This window comes from Ruegeria sp. AM2 (assembly GCF_056540685.1).
The window spans coordinates 191831-209930 of sequence record NZ_JBQFXE010000003.1 but is presented as its reverse complement, the minus strand read 5'-3'; the positions used below and the strand labels follow the sequence as shown (position 1 = coordinate 209930).

At 59.2% G+C, this 18100-nt stretch carries 22 protein-coding genes; 11 read left to right on the top strand and 11 right to left on the bottom strand.

Annotation, left to right across the window (positions count from 1 at the left end; genetic code table 11):
• The first annotated feature begins 91 nt into the window (after positions 1–91).
• From ACR0CR_RS09905 to yddG, 7 genes are all read left to right on the top strand, one after another.
• Positions 92–280 carry a hypothetical protein gene (locus ACR0CR_RS09905; RefSeq protein ID WP_480598520.1) on the top strand — a complete coding sequence of 63 codons (189 nt, stop codon included), beginning with the start codon at positions 92–94 and terminating at the stop codon, positions 278–280.
• A 93-nt stretch (positions 281–373) separates the two neighbouring features.
• The gene (locus ACR0CR_RS09900) at positions 374–1207 is read left to right on the top strand and encodes an EAL domain-containing protein (RefSeq protein WP_480598518.1); all 834 of its coding nucleotides are present in this window, start codon (positions 374–376) and stop codon (positions 1205–1207) included.
• 181 nt (positions 1208–1388) lie between these two features.
• A complete protein-coding gene (locus ACR0CR_RS09895; RefSeq protein ID WP_480598516.1) occupies positions 1389–2564 on the top strand; it encodes an acetyl-CoA C-acetyltransferase in 1176 nt (391 codons plus the stop codon).
• A 112-nt stretch (positions 2565–2676) separates the two neighbouring features.
• The gene (locus ACR0CR_RS09890; RefSeq protein WP_480598514.1) at positions 2677–2958 is read left to right on the top strand and encodes a hypothetical protein; all 282 of its coding nucleotides are present in this window, start codon (positions 2677–2679) and stop codon (positions 2956–2958) included.
• A 103-nt stretch (positions 2959–3061) separates the two neighbouring features.
• Complete coding sequence (gene phbB / locus ACR0CR_RS09885) at positions 3062–3784, top strand: acetoacetyl-CoA reductase (protein ID WP_170353550.1); 723 nt, start codon at positions 3062–3064, stop codon at positions 3782–3784.
• Between the two features lie 300 nt (positions 3785–4084).
• Positions 4085–5032: a transcriptional regulator GcvA gene (locus ACR0CR_RS09880; RefSeq protein WP_480598512.1), complete on the top strand. Its 948-nt coding sequence runs from the start codon at positions 4085–4087 to the stop codon at positions 5030–5032.
• Complete coding sequence (gene yddG, locus ACR0CR_RS09875; RefSeq protein ID WP_480598510.1) at positions 5029–5895, top strand: aromatic amino acid exporter YddG; 867 nt, start codon at positions 5029–5031, stop codon at positions 5893–5895. The genes ACR0CR_RS09880 and yddG overlap by 4 nt, the downstream gene beginning before the upstream one ends.
• On the opposite strand, the gene ACR0CR_RS09870 is transcribed toward yddG, so the two are convergent.
• The 3 genes from ACR0CR_RS09870 to ACR0CR_RS09860 all read right to left on the bottom strand — a co-directional run bounded on the left by ACR0CR_RS09870 (position 5892) and on the right by ACR0CR_RS09860 (position 7162).
• Positions 5892–6056: a YdcH family protein gene (locus ACR0CR_RS09870; RefSeq protein ID WP_480598508.1), complete on the bottom strand. Its 165-nt coding sequence runs from the start codon at positions 6054–6056 to the stop codon at positions 5892–5894. The two genes, yddG and ACR0CR_RS09870, sit on opposite strands and share 4 nt — an antisense overlap.
• A 120-nt stretch (positions 6057–6176) precedes the next feature.
• On the bottom strand, positions 6177–6950 hold the full coding sequence (locus tag ACR0CR_RS09865; RefSeq protein WP_480598506.1) for a tRNA1(Val) (adenine(37)-N6)-methyltransferase: 774 nt from the start codon (positions 6948–6950) through the stop codon (positions 6177–6179).
• Positions 6947–7162: a putative signal transducing protein gene (locus ACR0CR_RS09860; RefSeq protein ID WP_480598504.1), complete on the bottom strand. Its 216-nt coding sequence runs from the start codon at positions 7160–7162 to the stop codon at positions 6947–6949. The genes ACR0CR_RS09865 and ACR0CR_RS09860 overlap by 4 nt, the downstream gene beginning before the upstream one ends.
• A 56-nt stretch (positions 7163–7218) precedes the next feature.
• Between ACR0CR_RS09860 and ACR0CR_RS09855 the strand changes: the two genes are divergently transcribed.
• The gene (locus ACR0CR_RS09855) at positions 7219–8217 is read left to right on the top strand and encodes a polyprenyl synthetase family protein (protein ID WP_480598502.1); all 999 of its coding nucleotides are present in this window, start codon (positions 7219–7221) and stop codon (positions 8215–8217) included.
• On the opposite strand, the gene ACR0CR_RS09850 is transcribed toward ACR0CR_RS09855, so the two are convergent.
• The 4 genes from ACR0CR_RS09850 to soxR all read right to left on the bottom strand — a co-directional run bounded on the left by ACR0CR_RS09850 (position 8210) and on the right by soxR (position 13077).
• A complete protein-coding gene (locus ACR0CR_RS09850) occupies positions 8210–9031 on the bottom strand; it encodes a 4-(cytidine 5'-diphospho)-2-C-methyl-D-erythritol kinase (RefSeq protein WP_480598500.1) in 822 nt (273 codons plus the stop codon). The two genes, ACR0CR_RS09855 and ACR0CR_RS09850, sit on opposite strands and share 8 nt — an antisense overlap.
• Positions 9021–10733 carry a tetratricopeptide repeat protein gene (locus tag ACR0CR_RS09845; RefSeq protein ID WP_480598498.1) on the bottom strand — a complete coding sequence of 571 codons (1713 nt, stop codon included), beginning with the start codon at positions 10731–10733 and terminating at the stop codon, positions 9021–9023. Before ACR0CR_RS09845 ends, ACR0CR_RS09850 begins: the two co-directional genes overlap by 11 nt.
• 104 nt (positions 10734–10837) lie before the next feature.
• On the bottom strand, positions 10838–12484 hold the full coding sequence (locus ACR0CR_RS09840) for an electron transfer flavoprotein-ubiquinone oxidoreductase (RefSeq protein ID WP_480598496.1): 1647 nt from the start codon (positions 12482–12484) through the stop codon (positions 10838–10840).
• Between the two features lie 137 nt (positions 12485–12621).
• Entirely contained in the window at positions 12622–13077 is a 456-nt protein-coding gene (soxR, locus tag ACR0CR_RS09835) for a redox-sensitive transcriptional activator SoxR (protein WP_480598494.1), read from the bottom strand.
• A gap of 81 nt (positions 13078–13158) precedes the next feature.
• Between soxR and ACR0CR_RS09830 the strand changes: the two genes are divergently transcribed.
• The 3 genes from ACR0CR_RS09830 to ACR0CR_RS09820 all read left to right on the top strand — a co-directional run bounded on the left by ACR0CR_RS09830 (position 13159) and on the right by ACR0CR_RS09820 (position 15258).
• The gene (locus ACR0CR_RS09830) at positions 13159–13539 is read left to right on the top strand and encodes a VOC family protein (protein ID WP_480598493.1); all 381 of its coding nucleotides are present in this window, start codon (positions 13159–13161) and stop codon (positions 13537–13539) included.
• Between the two features lie 238 nt (positions 13540–13777).
• On the top strand, positions 13778–14248 hold the full coding sequence (greA, locus tag ACR0CR_RS09825) for a transcription elongation factor GreA (protein WP_480598491.1): 471 nt from the start codon (positions 13778–13780) through the stop codon (positions 14246–14248).
• 14 nt (positions 14249–14262) lie between these two features.
• A complete protein-coding gene (locus ACR0CR_RS09820; protein ID WP_480598490.1) occupies positions 14263–15258 on the top strand; it encodes a hypothetical protein in 996 nt (331 codons plus the stop codon).
• Positions 15259–15266: 8 nt separating this feature from the next.
• On the opposite strand, the gene ACR0CR_RS09815 is transcribed toward ACR0CR_RS09820, so the two are convergent.
• The 4 genes from ACR0CR_RS09815 to ACR0CR_RS09800 are packed head-to-tail and all read right to left on the bottom strand — an operon-like array spanning position 15267 to position 18095.
• A complete protein-coding gene (locus tag ACR0CR_RS09815; RefSeq protein ID WP_480598488.1) occupies positions 15267–16532 on the bottom strand; it encodes a molybdenum cofactor synthesis domain-containing protein in 1266 nt (421 codons plus the stop codon).
• Positions 16529–17020, bottom strand: a complete 492-nt coding sequence (gene mobB, locus ACR0CR_RS09810) for a molybdopterin-guanine dinucleotide biosynthesis protein B (protein ID WP_480598486.1) — start codon at positions 17018–17020, stop codon at positions 16529–16531. The genes ACR0CR_RS09815 and mobB overlap by 4 nt, the downstream gene beginning before the upstream one ends.
• Positions 17017–17661, bottom strand: coding sequence for a molybdenum cofactor guanylyltransferase MobA (gene mobA, locus ACR0CR_RS09805; RefSeq protein ID WP_480598484.1), 645 nt, complete (start codon positions 17659–17661; stop codon positions 17017–17019). The genes mobB and mobA overlap by 4 nt, the downstream gene beginning before the upstream one ends.
• Positions 17658–18095 (bottom strand): hypothetical protein, encoded by a 438-nt coding sequence (locus tag ACR0CR_RS09800; protein WP_480598483.1) that lies wholly within the window; start codon positions 18093–18095, stop codon positions 17658–17660. The genes mobA and ACR0CR_RS09800 overlap by 4 nt, the downstream gene beginning before the upstream one ends.
• Between the last annotated feature and the right edge of the window lie 5 nt (positions 18096–18100).

Below are 18100 nucleotides of genomic sequence, written 5' to 3'. Positions count from 1 at the left end.
TACGCTGACCCCACCCACAGGAGGCCTTGAAAACTGGCCGCGTGGGTCCATATCGGGCTGATGTGCATTTGCTGAGTAGCAGGAGACTGACATGTCACGTTTGACCACCCGATTCACCTTACTGGGTCTGGTCGGACTGCTTGTCGCAATGCTCGGCGCGCTGAGCGGAACCGGCCTCGGAATTGTCGCTTTGGGCTACTTTGTTATGGTCATGGGCTTCGTCGGCGCCGTAATCGGCGTGGCGTCTGCACTGGGCAGCGCGCTGGGGACCATCCGCTAAAGCCGGGGCATTTTCATTTCTCTTAACCGCAGATTCATAAATTTACCCTGAAATCCAAGCCAAAGCGGTGGCGATTTGGGAAGTGATGGAATCATGCGCAACAGGAAGCTGGCGGATTTGCCCGAAGGCGCGGACAACCCGTTGAACGCGGCCGTATCCTCGCGCGATACCTCGACGGTTCAAATGGCGACCGAGGCGGTGAAACACAAACAGTGCAAGCTGGCTTTCCAACCGGTTGTGCAGGCCAGCCATCCTCAGACCGTCGCTTTCTACGAAGGGTTCATACGGGTACTCGACGAAACGGGCCGGGTGATCCCCGCGCGGGACTTCATGCCGCAGCTTGAAAACACGCCCCTTGGCCGCGAACTCGACTGCATTGCGCTTGAAATGGGGCTGCGGACAATGGTCAGGAATCCTGAAATCCGCCTGTCCATAAATATGTCGGCGCGCTCGATCGGCTATGCGCGCTGGACCCAGGTGTTGCAGCGGTTTCTGAAGAAACACGCTGGCTTGGGTGATCGGTTGATTTTGGAAATCTCGGAAAACTCGGCCATGGCTGTCCCGGAACTGGTCGTCGATTTCATGGACCGGATGCAAGTGCAAGGCGTCGCATTTGCACTGGACGATTTCGGGGCCAGCAATTTCAGCTTTCGCTATTTTCGCGAGTTCCTCTTTGACGCAGCCAAGATCGACGGCCAGTTCGTCAGGGGCGTTAGTGAGAACCCGGACAACCAGGCGCTGGTCCGCGCCCTTGTCGCCGTCGCGCGTGAATTCGAAATCCTTGTGACCGCCGAATCAGTCGAAGCAAAAGCAGACGCAGAATTTCTGATCGCCAATGGCGTCGACTGCCTGCAGGGCTATCTGTTTGGTGCGCCCTCGGTTTCCGCGCCCTGGGCGGCGGAAAAACGCAAACAAACAGGCAGTTAGGGCTAAAGCGCCCTGTTACGGCAGCCTGAGACAAGCTGCCCGTTGCTGCATCTGCAACGTTACGTTATTCCAAAGGCAATTGGAGCGGGAGATCATGAGGCGCTCCTGTTCTCGGAGGCTCCCCTCTGCGACCTGCGCCGTCAGAGTTCCCACAGAACCTTGGTGGTAGAGGATTGTCTAAATGACCAATGTAGTAATCGCATCCGCAGCGCGGACCGGCGTCGGCAGCTTTGGCGGCTCGTTTTCAAATACGCCCGCACATGATTTGGGGACCGCCGTTCTAGAGGCCGTGGTCGAGCGCGCCGGAATTGAAAAGGGTGAAGTCAGCGAAACCATCATGGGTCAGGTCTTGACCGCAGCGCAGGGACAAAACCCGGCTCGTCAGGCGCATATCAACGCCGGTCTGCCCCAAGAAAGCGCCGCCTGGGGCATCAACCAGGTGTGTGGCTCGGGCCTGCGGGCGGTTGCTCTGGGCGCACAGCACATCCAGCTGGGCGACGCAGACATTGTCGCCGCCGGTGGTCAGGAAAACATGACCATGTCGCCCCACGCCGCATCGCTGCGCGCCGGGCACAAGATGGGCGACATGAAGTACATCGACACGATGATCCGCGACGGTCTGTGGGATGCCTTCAACGGCTATCACATGGGTCAGACGGCCGAGAACGTCGCCGAAAAGTGGCAGATCAGCCGCGACGCGCAGGACGAATTCGCGGTCGCCAGCCAGAACAAAGCCGAGGCCGCGCAGAAGGCAGGCAAGTTCGCGGATGAGATCACGCCCTTCACCATCAAGACCCGCAAGGGCGACATCGTGATGAACAGTGACGAGTACATCCGCCACGGCGCAACGATGGAAGCGATGGCCAAACTGCGCCCGGCCTTCACCAAGGACGGCTCGGTCACGGCAGCCAACGCGTCCGGCCTCAATGATGGCGCGGCCGCCACGCTATTGATGTCGGCCGAAAACGCCGAAAAGCGCGGGATCGAGCCCTTGGCCCGCATCGCATCTTATGCAACCGCCGGTCTGGACCCGTCAATCATGGGTGTCGGCCCGATCTATGCTTCGCGCAAGGCGCTGGAAAAGGCGGGTTGGTCGGTTGACGATCTGGACCTGGTCGAGGCCAACGAAGCCTTTGCCGCACAAGCCTGCGCCGTCAACAAAGACATGGGTTGGGACCCGTCGATCGTGAACGTCAACGGCGGTGCGATTGCTATCGGCCACCCAATCGGAGCTTCGGGCTGCCGGGTTCTGAACACGCTGCTCTTCGAAATGAAGCGTCGCGACGCCAAGAAAGGTCTGGCGACCCTGTGCATCGGCGGCGGCATGGGCGTTGCCCTTTGCGTCGAGCGCGACTGATCGGGTGCCGAAGCTTTGGCTGCCATGTGCGACGGCCCTTGCAATTTGCATTGCCGGGGCCACCCAAGCGCAGAACAGGCAGCCAATTTCGACCAGTCTCGCAGAGTGCAGCGTGATCTTTTCCGAACTTGCGGAATTGGCGACCCGCCGAGGCAAAGACAGCGAGGATGTGAATGCCGCCCTTGTCAGCGCCTCGTTGTTTACGGTCGAAGCGCGTTCCCAGGCCGGACGCGAAGGCGAAAGCGATCCTTACGCGCATATCCACGAAGTACAGATTAGGCTGGCCGAGAAATGGGAAGGTCGTTTTGGCAGCCTCGTCCTGTTGCACGAAAACAAAGACTGGATCGACTATTGCCGAGCCCTGGGCAAAGATCGAGGTCTTTCACTGCCTTAACTTGCGCTGCACTGCGGCGAAACGCGCAGGTAATATTATTGCGCATTGACGAGTAGAATAGTAACAGCATTACCAAGAAGACTGAATCTGGAGGATTACCAAAATGGCACGTACAGCACTTGTTACCGGCGGCTCACGCGGTATCGGCGCGGCAATTTCCAAGGCGCTCAAGGCCGAAGGGTACAATGTTGCAGCCACCTACGCGGGAAATGACGAAGCCGCGGCCAAGTTCACCGAAGAAACCGGCATTGCCACCTATAAGTGGAACGTGGCCGACTACGATGAATCCAAGGCGGGCATTGAAAAGGTCGAGGCCGAGGTTGGCCCAATCGACATCGTTGTCGCCAACGCGGGCATCACCCGCGATGCGCCGTTCCACAAGATGACGCCCGAACAGTGGCATCAGGTGATCGACACCAACCTGACCGGCGTTTTCAACACCGTCCACCCTGTCTGGCCCGGTATGCGCGAGCGCAAGTTTGGCCGTATCATCGTGATCAGTTCGATCAACGGTCAAAAAGGTCAGTTCGCACAGGTAAACTATGCCGCGACCAAGGCGGGCGATCTGGGCATCGTCAAATCGCTGGCGCAGGAAGGCGCGCGGGCAGGTATCACCGCCAACGCGATCTGCCCCGGCTATATCGCCACCGAGATGGTGATGGCAGTGCCGGAAAAAGTGCGCGAGTCGATCATTGGCCAGATCCCGGCAGGTCGCTTGGGCGAGCCCGAGGAAATCGCGCGCTGTGTCGCGTTCCTCGCATCAGACGATTCGCAGTTCATCAATGGCTCGACCATTTCAGCGAACGGGGCGCAATTCTTCGTTTAATCCGAAAAACGGAAACAGAAAACGGGGCCGGTCATTGCGACCGGCCCTTTTTTATCCCGTAAGAACGCGCGCGCTGCGCTCAGCGGGAACCAAATAGCCAGTTCAGTGCCTGTCTGATGAGTTTACCGCGTTCGGCATGCGCCTTCTGAAAGGCGCGGGCGGCGGCGGGGTTGGTCGTCATCTCGATCATTGCAGTCGTCCTTTCAGTTCAGATTTGCTTGACGTATAGCCAATATGCACCCTATCAATGCTGCAATCAAACGAGCTTTCTCGACACATCACTTAAGATTTTCTTACGTCATGAGCGACTTCCTTCCCCCATTGACGGCCTTGCGCGCCTTTGACGCTGCCGCGCGCCACATGTCATTTGCCAAAGCGGCAGAGGAGTTACACGTGACCCCGGCGGCCTTGTCCTTTCAGATAAAATCGCTCGAAGAGCACCTTGGTCGCCCGCTATTTCATCGTCTGAACCGAGCGGTGGAATTGACGCAGGCCGGGCGTACACTCGCACCAGGGGCTGCGGAAGGGTTTGCAGCCCTGCAAGCCGCTTGGCAGGCCGTTCGGCGACAAGGCAATGAAACCAGCCTGACGGTAACTGCCGGGCCCGCGCTGACGGCCAAATGGCTGGCCCCGCGCCTTTACGAGTTTGCACGCGCGCATCCCGAGATCGACCTCAAGTTTTCAGCCACCTTGCGGAACATGGATCTTGAGCGGGATGACGTGGACGTCGCCATCCGGTTCGGTGACGGCGATGACGAAGGCCTGTATTCGGTTCCCGTTCGGAAAGAATGGCTGACGCCGGTCATGACACCGGACCTGGCCGAGCAGTTTCGCACCCCAGACAGCCTGCGGGATGCGCCATTGATCCACGACGATTCCATCGCGTTTCTGAAACCACCTTGCGACTGGCGGACATGGTTCAACGCGGTGGGTGTTGATTTTGCGCCCAGCCACGGCGCACATTTTTCAAATGCCGACCACGCCATCGACGCAGCGGTGGCGGGTGTCGGAGTGGCCCTGGGTCGTCGAGCGATGATTATCAAGGACTTGACCGAAGGCCGCCTCGTCGCGCCATTCAAAACCGCGATTGAAACGGGTGGACGATTTCGGTTTCTGTGTCTGCCCGGCGGAGAAAAAAGGCCTCAGATCGCCGCCTTCCGCGATTGGTTTCTGGCGGAAATTGAAAAAACGGCGCATTTGTCGGACGAATTCGAAATCATCCCCGTCGAGAAGGTGTTGCAACAATGACAAGAATGGGCGCGACTGCGATTGGGTTTGTCGCGGTGCTGCTTTGGGCCTTGTTGGCCTTGTTCACAGTAGGGTCCGCACCAACACCGCCACTGCTGCTGAACGCCATCTGTTTCTCTATCGGCGGCACATTGGGCCTGATCTGGACGATCGCCAACGGTGGGCTGGGTCCACTGCGTGACATCAGATGGACGACTTATCTGTTCGGGGCCATCGGTCTGTTCGGCTATCACGCACTTTATTTCTCGGCCTTGCGTATGGCACCTGCGGCTGAGGCCGGGTTGATCGCCTATCTGTGGCCTTTGCTAATCGTCCTGTTTTCAGGACTATTGCCGGGTGAACACCTGCGTCTGGGTCACCTGATCGGCGCGTCTTTGGGCTTTGCGGGCGCGGCGGTCATCATCACCGGCGGCGGGAGCGCCGGGTTTCAGGCCGAGCATCTTCCGGGCTACGCCCTGGCGCTTTTATGTGCTCTGACATGGTCAGGATATTCCGTGCTATCACGAAAACTGGGCGACACCCCAACAAGCTCGGTCGCTGTATTCTGTGTGATCACGGCCATCGCCTCATGGGGATTGCATTTCGCCGCCGAGGATACGATCTGGCCGCAGGACCTGTTTGGTTGGGCCTCGGTGCTGGCACTGGGGCTTGGGCCAGTTGGGCTGGCCTTCTATGTTTGGGACATAGGCGTCAAACGTGGAGACATACAAATCCTGGGAACGGCGTCATACGCAGCCCCGCTGTTGTCTACTTTGGTTCTGGTTCTGGCCGGGATCGCCGCCCCGACCTGGGGTCTGGCGATCGCGGCACTTCTTGTTACCGGGGGCGCAGCCATTGCGGCCCGCGCCAGCCTGAAGAGTTAGGTCGACAGGCGTTCGATCTCTTCCTTCAGTTTCAGCTTTTGCTTTTTCAACTGAGCAATATGGAGATCGTCGATACCAGGCGAGCGCTGAGCTTCTTCTACTTCAAGACCGAGGTTTTCGTGTTTCCTCTTCAGCTCTGTCAGGTGTGCGCTCACGCTCATGGCGATCCTCCTTCTCTGGTTGCAAGGTGTGTTTTTGAATTTGACCATATCGTTTCGGCCCTGTCACGCTGCAGACGCACAAAAACTGTCGCAAATCCGACAAATTCGGCTGGTCTTTGCCTAGGCGGTTGAGAAACCCTCTAGCGCGGCCCCTTCGCGCAAAACATCGGAAACGGATTTTGTGTAGCTGTCGCCGTCTTTTTCGTGCCGCGCACCCTTGTGCAGGATCAACGGTGCATGCAACCGAAACTCGGCCCGGCCACCTTTGCGCGCACGAACAATCACCAATTCGGCCACTCGACCCACGCGCGCGGCTATTGGCAGAACCTCGACAGACCCCAAACGCCTGTGGCATGCCGACAGCATATCAGGCAATCGGTTGGCCTTTTGGATCATGTGCAGGTATCCGCGCGGCCCGAGGCGTTTGGCCGCGACCGAAATCCAGTCGTCCAGCGGCGTGTCCTCCCCTAACGCGACGCGCCGCCCCTGATCTTCTGTCTGGGTATGAGCCCCTGGCCTGTAATAGGGTGGGTTTGCGATGACATGATCGAAATTTTGTTGCCTAAGATGCGCTGGTAAAGCGCTGAGATCGGCGGTGACCACATCCAAGTTCAAACCGTTTTCGTGACTGTTTTTACGCGCCAGTTCGGCATAGGCCGGTTGTAACTCGACACCCTTCAGGTGCAAATCTGGAACGCGTGACGCCAAACACAGCACAGCAGCTCCGGCGCCGCAGCCGAGTTCCAGCACAGACTGCCCGGCCTTTGCGGGAACGGCTGCGGCCAGAAGAACCGGATCAACACCGGCGCGATACCCCGTCACGGGCTGCCACAGCCGCAGACGCCCACCCAGAAACTCATTGCAGGTCAGATCGCTGTTCTCGAACAGTGTCATCTGCCAAACGGAATTTCATTGTCGCGCATCACACGCTCGGCGCGAGTCAGATCATCGGCGCGTACCATCAGACGGCGCGGGAAGATTCCGATGCCACCTTCGAGGATGCTCATATTTACGTCCATCTGAAAGCAGTCTATATCCTCGCCTTCAAGAAGAGCGGTTGCGAATGCCAGTATTGTCGGATCGGTGCTGCGCAATAGTTCTTTCATGGGGATGGATGTAAGGGCAAGGTGAGGCGGAAGTCGAGCCTTGTATCAGGAGTGTGATGAACGTCGACACGATCTCGAAACCGCATGAGCGATTGGCAGAACTGCTGGCAACGGAAATGGACGCGGTGAATGCGGTGATTCGAACGCGCATGGTGTCGGATCACGCGCCTCGGATTCCCGAAGTCACCGCGCATCTGGTCGAAGCCGGAGGCAAGCGTCTGCGCCCAATGCTGACGCTGGCGGCGGCACGTCTGTTCGGCTATGCGGGCGATCATCACATTCGGCTGGCGGCGACGGTTGAGTTTATCCACACGGCAACTCTGCTGCATGACGATGTAGTGGATGAAAGTGGACAGCGACGCGGTCGCCCTACTGCGAATCTTTTGTGGGACAACAAGTCCAGCGTTCTTGTCGGCGACTACCTGTTTTCCCGCAGCTTCCAGCTGATGGTCGAAACGGGCTCGTTACGTGTTTTGGACATCCTGGCCAACGCCTCGGCGACGATTGCCGAAGGTGAGGTGCTGCAGATGACGGCGGCAACCGATCTGGGCACCAACGAAGCCATCTATCTGCAAGTCGTTCGCGGGAAAACCGCGGCCCTGTTTTCCGCCGCGACCGAGGTTGGGGGTGTCATCGCAGGAGCGACAGACCAGCAGGTCCATGCTTTGTTTGACTACGGCGATGCGCTGGGTGTTGCCTTCCAGATCGCCGACGATCTGCTGGACTATCAGGGCGACAGCAGCGCAACGGGAAAGAATGTCGGCGACGACTTCCGCGAGCGTAAGCTGACGCTGCCGGTAATCAAGGCCGTTGCGCAGGCAACGCCAGACGAACATGCGTTTTGGGAACGCACCATTGGGCGTGGCCGCCAACAGGACGGTGATTTGGATCATGCGCTGAGCCTGATGGCCAAATATGGCACGCTGGACGCAACCCGGTCGGACGCGTTTGGTTGGGCCGAAAAGGCCAAAGCCGCATTGGATGCTTTGCCGGATCACGAAATACGCACCTTGTTGGGTGATCTGGCCGACTACGTGGTTGCGCGCCTTAACTGAGAAGGGTCGCGCGACACCACCACTCGGGATGCGCCGCGCCCAGCTCATAGGCCGCGAAATGCGCGGCCTTCATGGTCGGGTACAATCCAAAGCACGTGGAACCTGACCCTGACATGCGCGCCAACAAAACATCCTTGGTCGCCGTTAGTTCATCCAAAACGCGCGCAATTTCTCCGGCCACGCAGGTTGCGGGTAGCTGCAAATCGTTTCTTTGATCGCGCAGCCAAAACGCCCAGTCCTCTGGGTCATTAAACTCTGGAAGGACCTCGGGCATGGGTGGGTTCTGAGTCGATTTTAGCGCGTCAAACACTGAACCCGTTGGGACAGAAACGCCGGGATTGACCAACAGGGCAGGCATTGGCGGCAATGTCACGGCATCGCATTGCTCACCGATCCCTCGCATACGCGTAACCTTGCCCCGCATGCAGACCGGAATATCAGCCCCCAAAGACAGCGGCAGGCCTTCGGGAATGTCAAACCCATGTTCGCTCAGAGTACGGAGCGTGGCAGCCGCATCAGATGAGCCGCCGCCGATGCCACCACCATGCGGCAGAGCCTTGACGAGCTGTATGAGCCCGCTCCAACCCACCGCTGCAGCCGCCTTCCAGACGAGGTTGCGTGCATCACAGGGCACACCAGCGGCGTGTTCGCCGGTGACGTTCAGCGACAGTTCCGGGCCTGCCGTAAAGGTCAGCCGATCACCAACATCTGCAAAAACCACCAGCGAATCCAGCAAATGGTAGCCGTCATCCCGGCGACCGGTGACATGCAGTGTCAGGTTGACCTTGGCTGGCGCGAAGGCCTCAGCCTTCATTGGCCACTTTCAGCGGCTCCGCGCCCTCTTCGACCAAAACAGCATCCAGACCCACTTCGATCTTGCGTCGAATGCGGTCCGGGTCGGCCTCACCATCAGTGTCGCTGGGGTCGATAAAGGACAATGCACGTTTCCACTGAAATTCCGCCTCACGGGCGCGTCCAACGGCCCAATAAACATCGCCCAGATGGTCGTTGACCACCGGGTCCACCGGCATTAACTCGACCGCGCGCTCCATGTGTCCAACGGCTTCGTCATAACGGCCCAGCCGGAACAGAACCCAACCGAGGCTGTCCACGATATAGCCGCTCTCGGGTCGGGCGGCGACGGCGCGTTGGATCATGTCTAACGCTTCATCCAGTTTCTCGCGGCGCTCCACCAAGGAATAGCCCAAGTAATTCAGAACCTGGGGCTGATCCGGATTCAGCTCCAACGCGCGGCGGAAATCGGCTTCGGCATTGTCCCAGTTCTTTAGGCGTTCATGGGAAATACCGCGGGCATAATGCAGGAACCAGCTGCCCCGCACACCGTCCTCGGACAGCTCAATTGCACGGTCGTAAGAGGTGACCGCCGCCTCATAATCCTCTTGCTGGCGGCGCAAATCTGCGAGCGCCACATGCACCCCCGGCAGGCCCGGGCTTTTGGCCGCCAGAGCTTGCAAAACCTCAACCGCCGCATCTTTTTTTCCGGATTCGCTCAGAACATCTGCGCGGCCCAGCTCTGCCGAGTGATGATCGGGGCTGTCAGCCGGAACCTGACGATATGTTTCCACCGCGAGATCGTATTGCTTCAACCCATCCAGCAGCTCTGCGCTGAGCAAAATGGCGTCCACGTGATCAGGGCGCAAATGGGCTGCAATACGCGAATACAGCAGGACATAATCCTGCGCCGCCTCAGTCCTCAGGGCGGCACCAACCGAGAAAAACACCTCGGCCATACCGTCACGCGCCGTCTGTACATGCGTGAACGGCAGCGTTTCACCCTCAGTCAGGCGATGCGTATAACCTTCAATTGTCGGGTCGCTACCTGCGGCAAACACATCGCCCAAGAATTGAAGCGCATCTTCATTGCGATCCAGTTGCGACAGGACCTCGGCCCGGGCCAGTGCCGCGCGGCGAGAAAAGCGACCAATAGCCCCCGACCCATCCGCAAACACGGCCTCGGCCCCTTCGAAATCGCCGATAGACGCAAGAGCCATCGCTTTGTGATACAGCGCGAATTCTCGCAGGCCATCTTGGGTCGAGACTTCGTCGAACTTTTCCATCGCTTTGGTCATCTCGCCCTGCCCCAAAAGGGTCCAGGCGATCAGCAAACCATCGACCAAAGGCCCGACACCTTGTGTCTCTGGGTCGCGGGCCAGCAGCTCGTCAAACTTTTCGTCAACAATCAAGTCGGCTGCAATGACCATTCTGGCCGCCTGGCTTGGAAGGCCGCGTTCTTCGATGATTTTCGCCACCGGCAGCGCACGCTCCACCTGACCCAGCGCCAGTCGAGCCAGAACAACACTTTCCAAGAGCTTTTCGTTCTGCGGATCAGCGGTCAGAGCCAGCGCATAGTAGCGCTCGGCCGCCTCATAGTCGCTTTGATAGATCGCCTGACGCCCGGCCAGATAAGACCCCGAGCCGGTATCGGCCGCGACGGGTATTGCGATTGAAGAGCTTACCAACACGGCCAGCGCCGTGCGACGAACCAGGGAGATCACCGATATCCTGCCTTGCTTTCGTTGACTATGCGACAAGCTAGGGCTTTGGTCCGGAAGAGGCAATGGCAGAGCCTTCACGACCCCGCCATTCTTCGTTTATCCGCTTACATATTGGGATAGTTCGGCCCATCCCCGCCCTGCGGCGTGGTCCAGGTGATGTTCTTGCTGGGATCCTTGATGTCGCAGGTTTTGCAATGCACGCAGTTCTGGAAGTTGATCACAAAACGCGCACCGTTTTCATCCTCGAGCATTTCATATACGCCAGCCGGGCAATACCGCTGCGCAGGCTCGTCATATTTCGGCATGTTGACCTTGACCGGGATTTCCGGGTCAGCAAGCCGTAGGTGGCAGGGCTGGCTTTCTTCGTGGTTGGTTGCCGCGAAAGATACGTTTGTCAGACGGTCGAACGACAATGTGCCGTCCGGTTTGGGGTAGTCAATCGGCTGATGCTTGCTGGCTTCTTCCGTCGCATCCGCATCCGATTTGCCATGTCCCATCGTGCCAAACAGGGAAAAGCCCATCGTATTGGTCCACATGTCCAGGCCGCCCAGGGCCAGTGACGGCATCAGCCCCCACTTGGACCACATCGGCTTGACGTTGCGGACCTTCTTGAGGTCTTTGCCAATCGCTCCGTCGCGAACCTCGGTCTCGTAAGCGGTCAGTTCGTCACCCGAACGCTCGGCCTTGATGGCGTCAAAAGCAGCCTCGGCAGCGGCCTTGCCCGACAGCATCGCGTTGTGGTTACCCTTGATCCGCGGCACATTGACCATGCCCGCCGAACAGCCCAGCAAAGCCACGCCAGGAGCCACCAGTTTCGGCATCGACTGGTAACCACCCTCGGTGATCGCACGGGCACCGTAAGCCACGCGCTTGCCGCCTTTCAGCAGCTCAGCCACCATCGGGTGATGCTTGAAGCGCTGGAACTCCATGTAAGGATACAGGTGCGGGTTCTTGTAGTTCAGGTGCACCACGAAACCGACGTAAACCTGATTGTTGTCAAGGTGATAAATGAACGATCCGCCGCCTGCGTTCTTACCCAGTGGCCAGCCCATCGTGTGCGTGACAGTGCCTTCCTTGTGCTTGGCCGGGTCGATCTCCCAAATCTCCTTCATGCCGACGCCGTATTTCTGCGGCTCTTTCCCAGCTTGCAGATCGTATTTGGCGATCACTTCCTTGGACAATGAGCCACGCACCCCTTCCGACAGGAAGACATATTTGCCGTGCAGTTCCATTCCAGGCTCGGTGTTCGGACCGTAAGAGCCGTCTGCCTCCAGCCCAAAGACACCGGCGACCACGCCTTTGACTTCGCCATTCTCGCCGTAGACCAACTCGGAACACGCCATGCCCGGGAAGATTTCGACGCCCAGCTCTTCGGCTTGTTCAGCCATCCAGCGGCAGACATTGCCCATCGAGACGATGTAATTGCCGTGGTTGTTCATCAGCGGTGGCATCGGCCAGTTGGGCACGCGGATCTTGCCCGCCTCGCCCAGCATGTAGAAGTTGTCTTCCTCAACCGGCGTATTCAACGGCGCGCCTTTTTCTTTCCAATCCGGGATCAGCGCGTCCAGGCCACAAGGGTCAAGAACCGCACCTGACAGGATATGCGCACCAACTTCCGAGCCCTTCTCCAAAACGACCACGTTCAGGTCAGCGTCAAGCTGCTTTAGACGGATGGCCGCAGACAGGCCCGCCGGGCCGGCCCCCACGATCACCACATCATATTCCATCGCTTCGCGTTCAATTTCGGCCATGGCGGGGCTCCTTAGCTAACTTTCCGAATTGGCGCTTTGTGCACGTGCTCGGCGCAATTTTCTTTCCCTGCTGACTACATGGTCACCCAGACCTTGGTCAATCAGAACACGGCGTAACAACGCTGCAATGCGGCAAATCAGGTGTCCGGAGTGTCACCCATCAGGTATCTCGGACCACTTCCCTTCGATCTGGCACGGTCATCCGTGTTGTAGAGGGCGCATTTTGGCAGACTCAGGCATCCGCACCCGATGCAGCCGTCCAGATTGTCGCGCAGCCGGGTCAACGCGTTGATTCGCTGATCTAGATGAGATCGCAAATCAACACTGATCCGACGCCAATCCTGCGGTGTGGGTGTGCGATTTCCGGGCAGCCCCGAAAGGACATCCCGGATTTCCGGCAATGACAGTCCGAACTGCTGCGCGATCATCACAAAGCTCAGGCGTCTGATGTCGGCCCGCTGATACCGCCGCTGACCACCCGCGTTGCGCCAGGGCGAGATCAGCCCTTGCGACTCGTAATATCGAATGGCTGAAACCGCCAATCCGGTGCGCCGGGCCAATGCGCCGATTGCAAGCCCCTCGGAAACCGCCATCTAAACCTCGCAAAAATACCTTGACCTAAAGTTAGGTTTAGAAATTAACGTGAGTCGGGACAAGCCAAAAAAGGAGATCCCATGATGGCGACGCTTGAACACACAAACTTCACGGTCCGCGACCCAAAAGCCTCGGCCAAGTGGATGCAGGATGTCTTTGGCTGGAAAACCCGCTGGGAAGGACCCGCAATCGCGGGCGGTTACACCGTTCACGTCGGCAGCGCCCACACCTATCTGGCACTCTATGCACCCAGCGATCCAAAACCTTCGGGCGAAAGCAGCTATGACATCGTGGGTGGCCTGAACCACGTGGGTGTGCTGGTCGAAGACATAGCGGCGACCGAGGCCAAGGTCCGCGGCGCGGGGTTCGAGCCGCATAATCACGCAGACTATGAGCCTGGCAAAAGGTTTTACTTTGACGACGACAACGGCATTGAATTTGAGGTGGTGCAATATGATTGAGCTACTGTGGCTTGGCGCCGAGGCGCACAGGTGGCGGCGAGGTAACCTTTTGGGACACCGCCACAGGCGAGCCCCTCCGCCACCAAGGCGGCGCTAAATCGCGAATTGACCAAACGGAATTCTGTCGCCTCTTGCAATTCACGCCCCATTTGGGTCAGGTATTCGACGACCCATCCCTTCGCCCCGACGCTGGTTTCATGCGGCGGGGCGCATCAATTTATGCGTGGACGACAAGAATATGGAAAAGATTCCAATGACGCCTGCGGGCAATGCTGCTTTGGCGGCTGAGCTGAAAAACCTCAAATCCGTCGAGCGTCCGGCGATCATCGAAGCCATCGCGACAGCGCGCGAACTGGGCGACCTGAAGGAAAACGCCGAGTATCATTCGGCCCGCGAAAAACAGGGCTTTATCGAAGGCCGCATCAAGGAACTGGAAGGTATCCTGTCGCTGGCTGATGTGATTGATCCGACAAAACTGAGCGGTGCGATCAAGTTCGGGGCCAAGGTCACGCTGGTCGATGAAGACACCGATGAGGAAAAGACCTGGCAGATCGTCGGCGAATACGAAGCCAACATTGAAAAAGGCCTTTTGAACATCAAATCTCCCATCGCTCGCGCTCTGATCGGTAAGGACGAAGGGGATAGCGTCGAAGTTCGCACCCCCGGCGGTGTGCGATCCTATGAAATCCTGAATATCGAATACGCCTGATCGGAGCGTTACGCATGTCGGACCCGAAACCTGAACCGGACTCCGAAAGACCTACGTCTCTGGGCATCTATGATCGTCCGGACCGGCAGACCGTGACCGAGATCGAGATCGCAGCCATAGCGCTCAGCGTAGTATGGCTGATTGTATCGGTGGTGTTCCTGGTTCTGCCCGGTCAGCAGGAAGGCGGCGGGTTGATCGTCACCTTTCTGGCCGTTTTCATGCCAGTGGCGATGATCTGGGTGGCAGCCATTGCCATGCGAACCAGCCGAATCATGCGCGAAGAAAGTGCCCGGCTGCAGACCGCAATTGATGCCGTCCGCCAGGCTTATGTCACCCAGCAACAGCGCGCCTCAAGCGCTTTTGACCCGGCGAATGGTGGTCGGTCGGACAGGACCGCTAGCGAAGTCGCCAGACCCGAACGCGCACAGGCGACGTTCAGCACCCATCGCAGCGAGCCGCAGCGCAACCCAGCCCCGGAACCAGCACCGGGCAGCCAACCATCGTTGGCGCTCGGCGCGCAAGCCGAAGAGACCGCGCAACCGCTACCGACGGATGACTTTATCCGAGCGCTCAACTTTCCCGAAACACAGAACGATTCGAAGGGGTTTGACGCGCTGCGCAAGGCCCTGAAGGACCGCAAGGCGGCACAGTTGGTACAGGCATCACAGGACGTCCTCACCCTGCTCAGCCAGGAAGGCATATACATGGATGACCTGCGCCCAGATATGGCCCGGCCCGAAGTCTGGCGCCAATTCGCAAAGGGCGAACGCGGGCGTGCGGTGGCCGCATTGGGTGGCATCCGCGACCGGTCATCCTTGGCGCTGACGGCAGCGCGCATGAAACAGGACCCGATATTCAGGGACGCCGCGCATCATTTTTTGCGGCGGTTCGACCACATGATTGCGGATTTCGAACCCGACGCGACCGATGCCGATCTTAACGCGTTGGGTGAAACGCGCACCGCACGTGCCTTTATGCTGGTCGGTCGGGTTGCCGGAACCTTTGATTGATCGGGGGGCTACAGCCCGAAACTCTGATACGGAATAAACCGCACAAGGTCGCCCTGACGAATGTGTCGTGCGTCGTCCCCGATCTCGACCAGTCCTTCGGCCCAGCTGAGCCCGCTGATCCGGCCCGAACCCTCGGATGCGAAGGCCTCGACCCGGCCATTACGAATGCGGGCGCGCAGGTATTCGCGCCGACCGGGCTTTTTGCGTTTTTCAAAGGCGGCGGGCAGGTCAAATCCTTGCGGGCTTGACCATCCCTCGCCTGCCATAAGTCCCAGAGCGGGGCGGGCAAAAATCAACGTGCAGACCAAAGCGGCAACCGGGTTCCCGGGCAATCCAAACACCGGCCTTCCATTCCAAAGCCCCAAAGCCAGCGGACGACCGGGCTTGAGCGCAATGCGCCATTCCTGCATGGCCCCGGCCTCTTGCAACAGGGCAGAAACGTGGTCCTCATCCCCTGCCGAGGCCCCGCCACTGGTCAGGATGACATCCGCGCTTTGCGCTGCGGCGTTCAGGCAATCACGCAGAGCCTGACGGTTATCCGGGACACGGCCCATGTCGACAGGCTGGAACCCGATCCGTTCGATCAACGACAGCAACATCGGACGGTTGGCGTCGAAAATCTGGCCCGGCCCGGCAACATAACCCGGTTCGACCAATTCATCGCCCGTGGACAGAACCGCCACCCGAAGCGGTTTTTGCACCAAAACCTCGGCCACATTGGTTGCCGACAGCAACGCCAAATCAGCCGGTGTCAGCCTGCGACCCGCGGGCAAAGTCAAATCCCCCTCGGCCACATCCTCGCCGGCGCGCCGGGTGTTTGCCCCGCGTTTCAATGGCCCGTGGAACGCGATATGGCCGCCCTGCATGGTCACGTCCTCTTCCAGAATGACGGTGTCCACGCCCTTGGGAAGCGCCGCTCCGGTGAGTATTCTAAGCGCGTGGCCCGGCGGCACCTTTCCGTCAAACGCAATGCCTGCGGCAGCGCGGCCTTCAGCCAAAGGCATCACTTGTGGCCCGTCCGGCGCTGGCCCGGCAAAGCCATAGCCATCCACAGCCGTGTTGGGTAGGGGCGGGTTCGATCGTGCGGCCCGCACGTCCCCGGCCAAAACGCGGTGCGCGGCCTGCGCCAAAGGCACGGTTTCTGTCGCTGTCACCACGCTCAACCGGTCGCGCAAAAGGGTCAGAGCGTCGTCGACCGGGGTCCAGTTCACCCCGGCAGGCAAGGCAAAGCAATCGTCGCGCAGCGGCGGAGGCGCAAGGTCCGGTTTCGTCATAGGCCCACCTCGTGCAGGATGAAATCCGCAATCGCCGACGTATCATCCAAATCAAAAACCGGGCGGTCAAGGTCCAGCGGTGAATCGCTGGCCACAGCGCGGATAGTTTCGTTTTCCGGGGCGATCAGCGCATGTCCGGCGACAGCCCGGTACGCCTCGATCTTGGGATGCGCTGCGCGCTTGAACCCCTCGACCAGCACCAGATCGACCGGGCCAAGGCGCGCCAGCAACGCGGCCAGAGACGGCTCGGGCGCGCCGCGCAATTCCTGCATGATTGCGATACGTTGGGCCGAGGCCAGAACAACCTCGGACGCGCCCGCCGCGCGGTGCCGGTAACTGTCGGTGCCGGGCTGATCTACATCGACCGCGTGGTGCGCATGTTTAATGGTCGAGACCGAAATACCGCGCCCGGAAATCTCGGCCACCAACCGCTCCATCAGGCCGGTTTTTCCTGCGTTCTTCCAGCCAGTGACCCCGTAGACCTTCATGCTTGCTCCAGCAGATGTTCGGCCCGTGCCAGATCATCCGGCGTATTGACGTTGAAGAACGGATCAAACGGTTCAGCCGGAAACAGCGCCTCGCGCCCGTCATGTTTGTCGGTCCACAGCACGACCTTTCGCAGCCCATCGGTCAGCGCCTCGCGCAGATCATTGCGCAGCGCAACGGGCCAGAGGCCAAAGGTCGGGTGCCGGTTGATCCGTTTGCCACCACCGGATTTCAGTGCTTCGTCGCCGGTGCGCGGCGTGGTGGCCAGCACCAGTGGATGGGCTTGCCCTTCGGCAGCGGTCACCAGACGCGTCACCAGATCGCGGGGAAAAAAAGGCGTGTCGGCGGCGGCGGTGACGATCGCGTCCGCCCCTTGTGTGGCCGCCCAGTCCAGCCCCGCCAACACCCCGGCAAGAGGCCCCGCAAAGCCTTCGATTGTATCGGGCAGGATCGGCAGGTTCAGATCGGAAAACCGTTCCGGATCACCATTGGCGTTCAGCGCCAGCCCGCCGACTTGCGGCGTAAGCCGGTCGATCACGTGGGACAACAGGCTCTGCCCACCGATCTGCAGCAGCCCCTTGTCACCGCCGCCCATCCGGGTCGCGAGACCACCGGCAAGGATTACTCCGAGGGGTTTGGTCATGTCGTCAGTCCCCTCAGCTTGGGCCACTTCGGTGTACGCAAAAAGATGACGACAGCGATCAAAACCAGAATACCGGCCAACCAGAAAGACCAAACGCTAGAGATTAGAAAGACTGAAAGGAATATGGTCCAGGTGTTTAGCCGGTATCGCCGTGCCGCAGTTAGGGTCGGCCTACTCAGCCCTTTCAATGCAGGCAGTCCCCAAAACAAGATACGCAGACGCGTCGATTTTCGCCGTGACGGGCAACCAGACGCACGAGAGGCTGCAATCAATTCAGTGAGAGCCCCCCAACCAAGCCGATCCAGAACGTCGTCGGGATAGGACGCCAACGCCATATCCATCGTCAGTTCATCCGCATATTGGAATTTCATGGAATAGAGCGTTGTCACACAGAGAACCGGTAACACCAGCAGCTCTTCAAGTCCTGCGAGCATTTCAA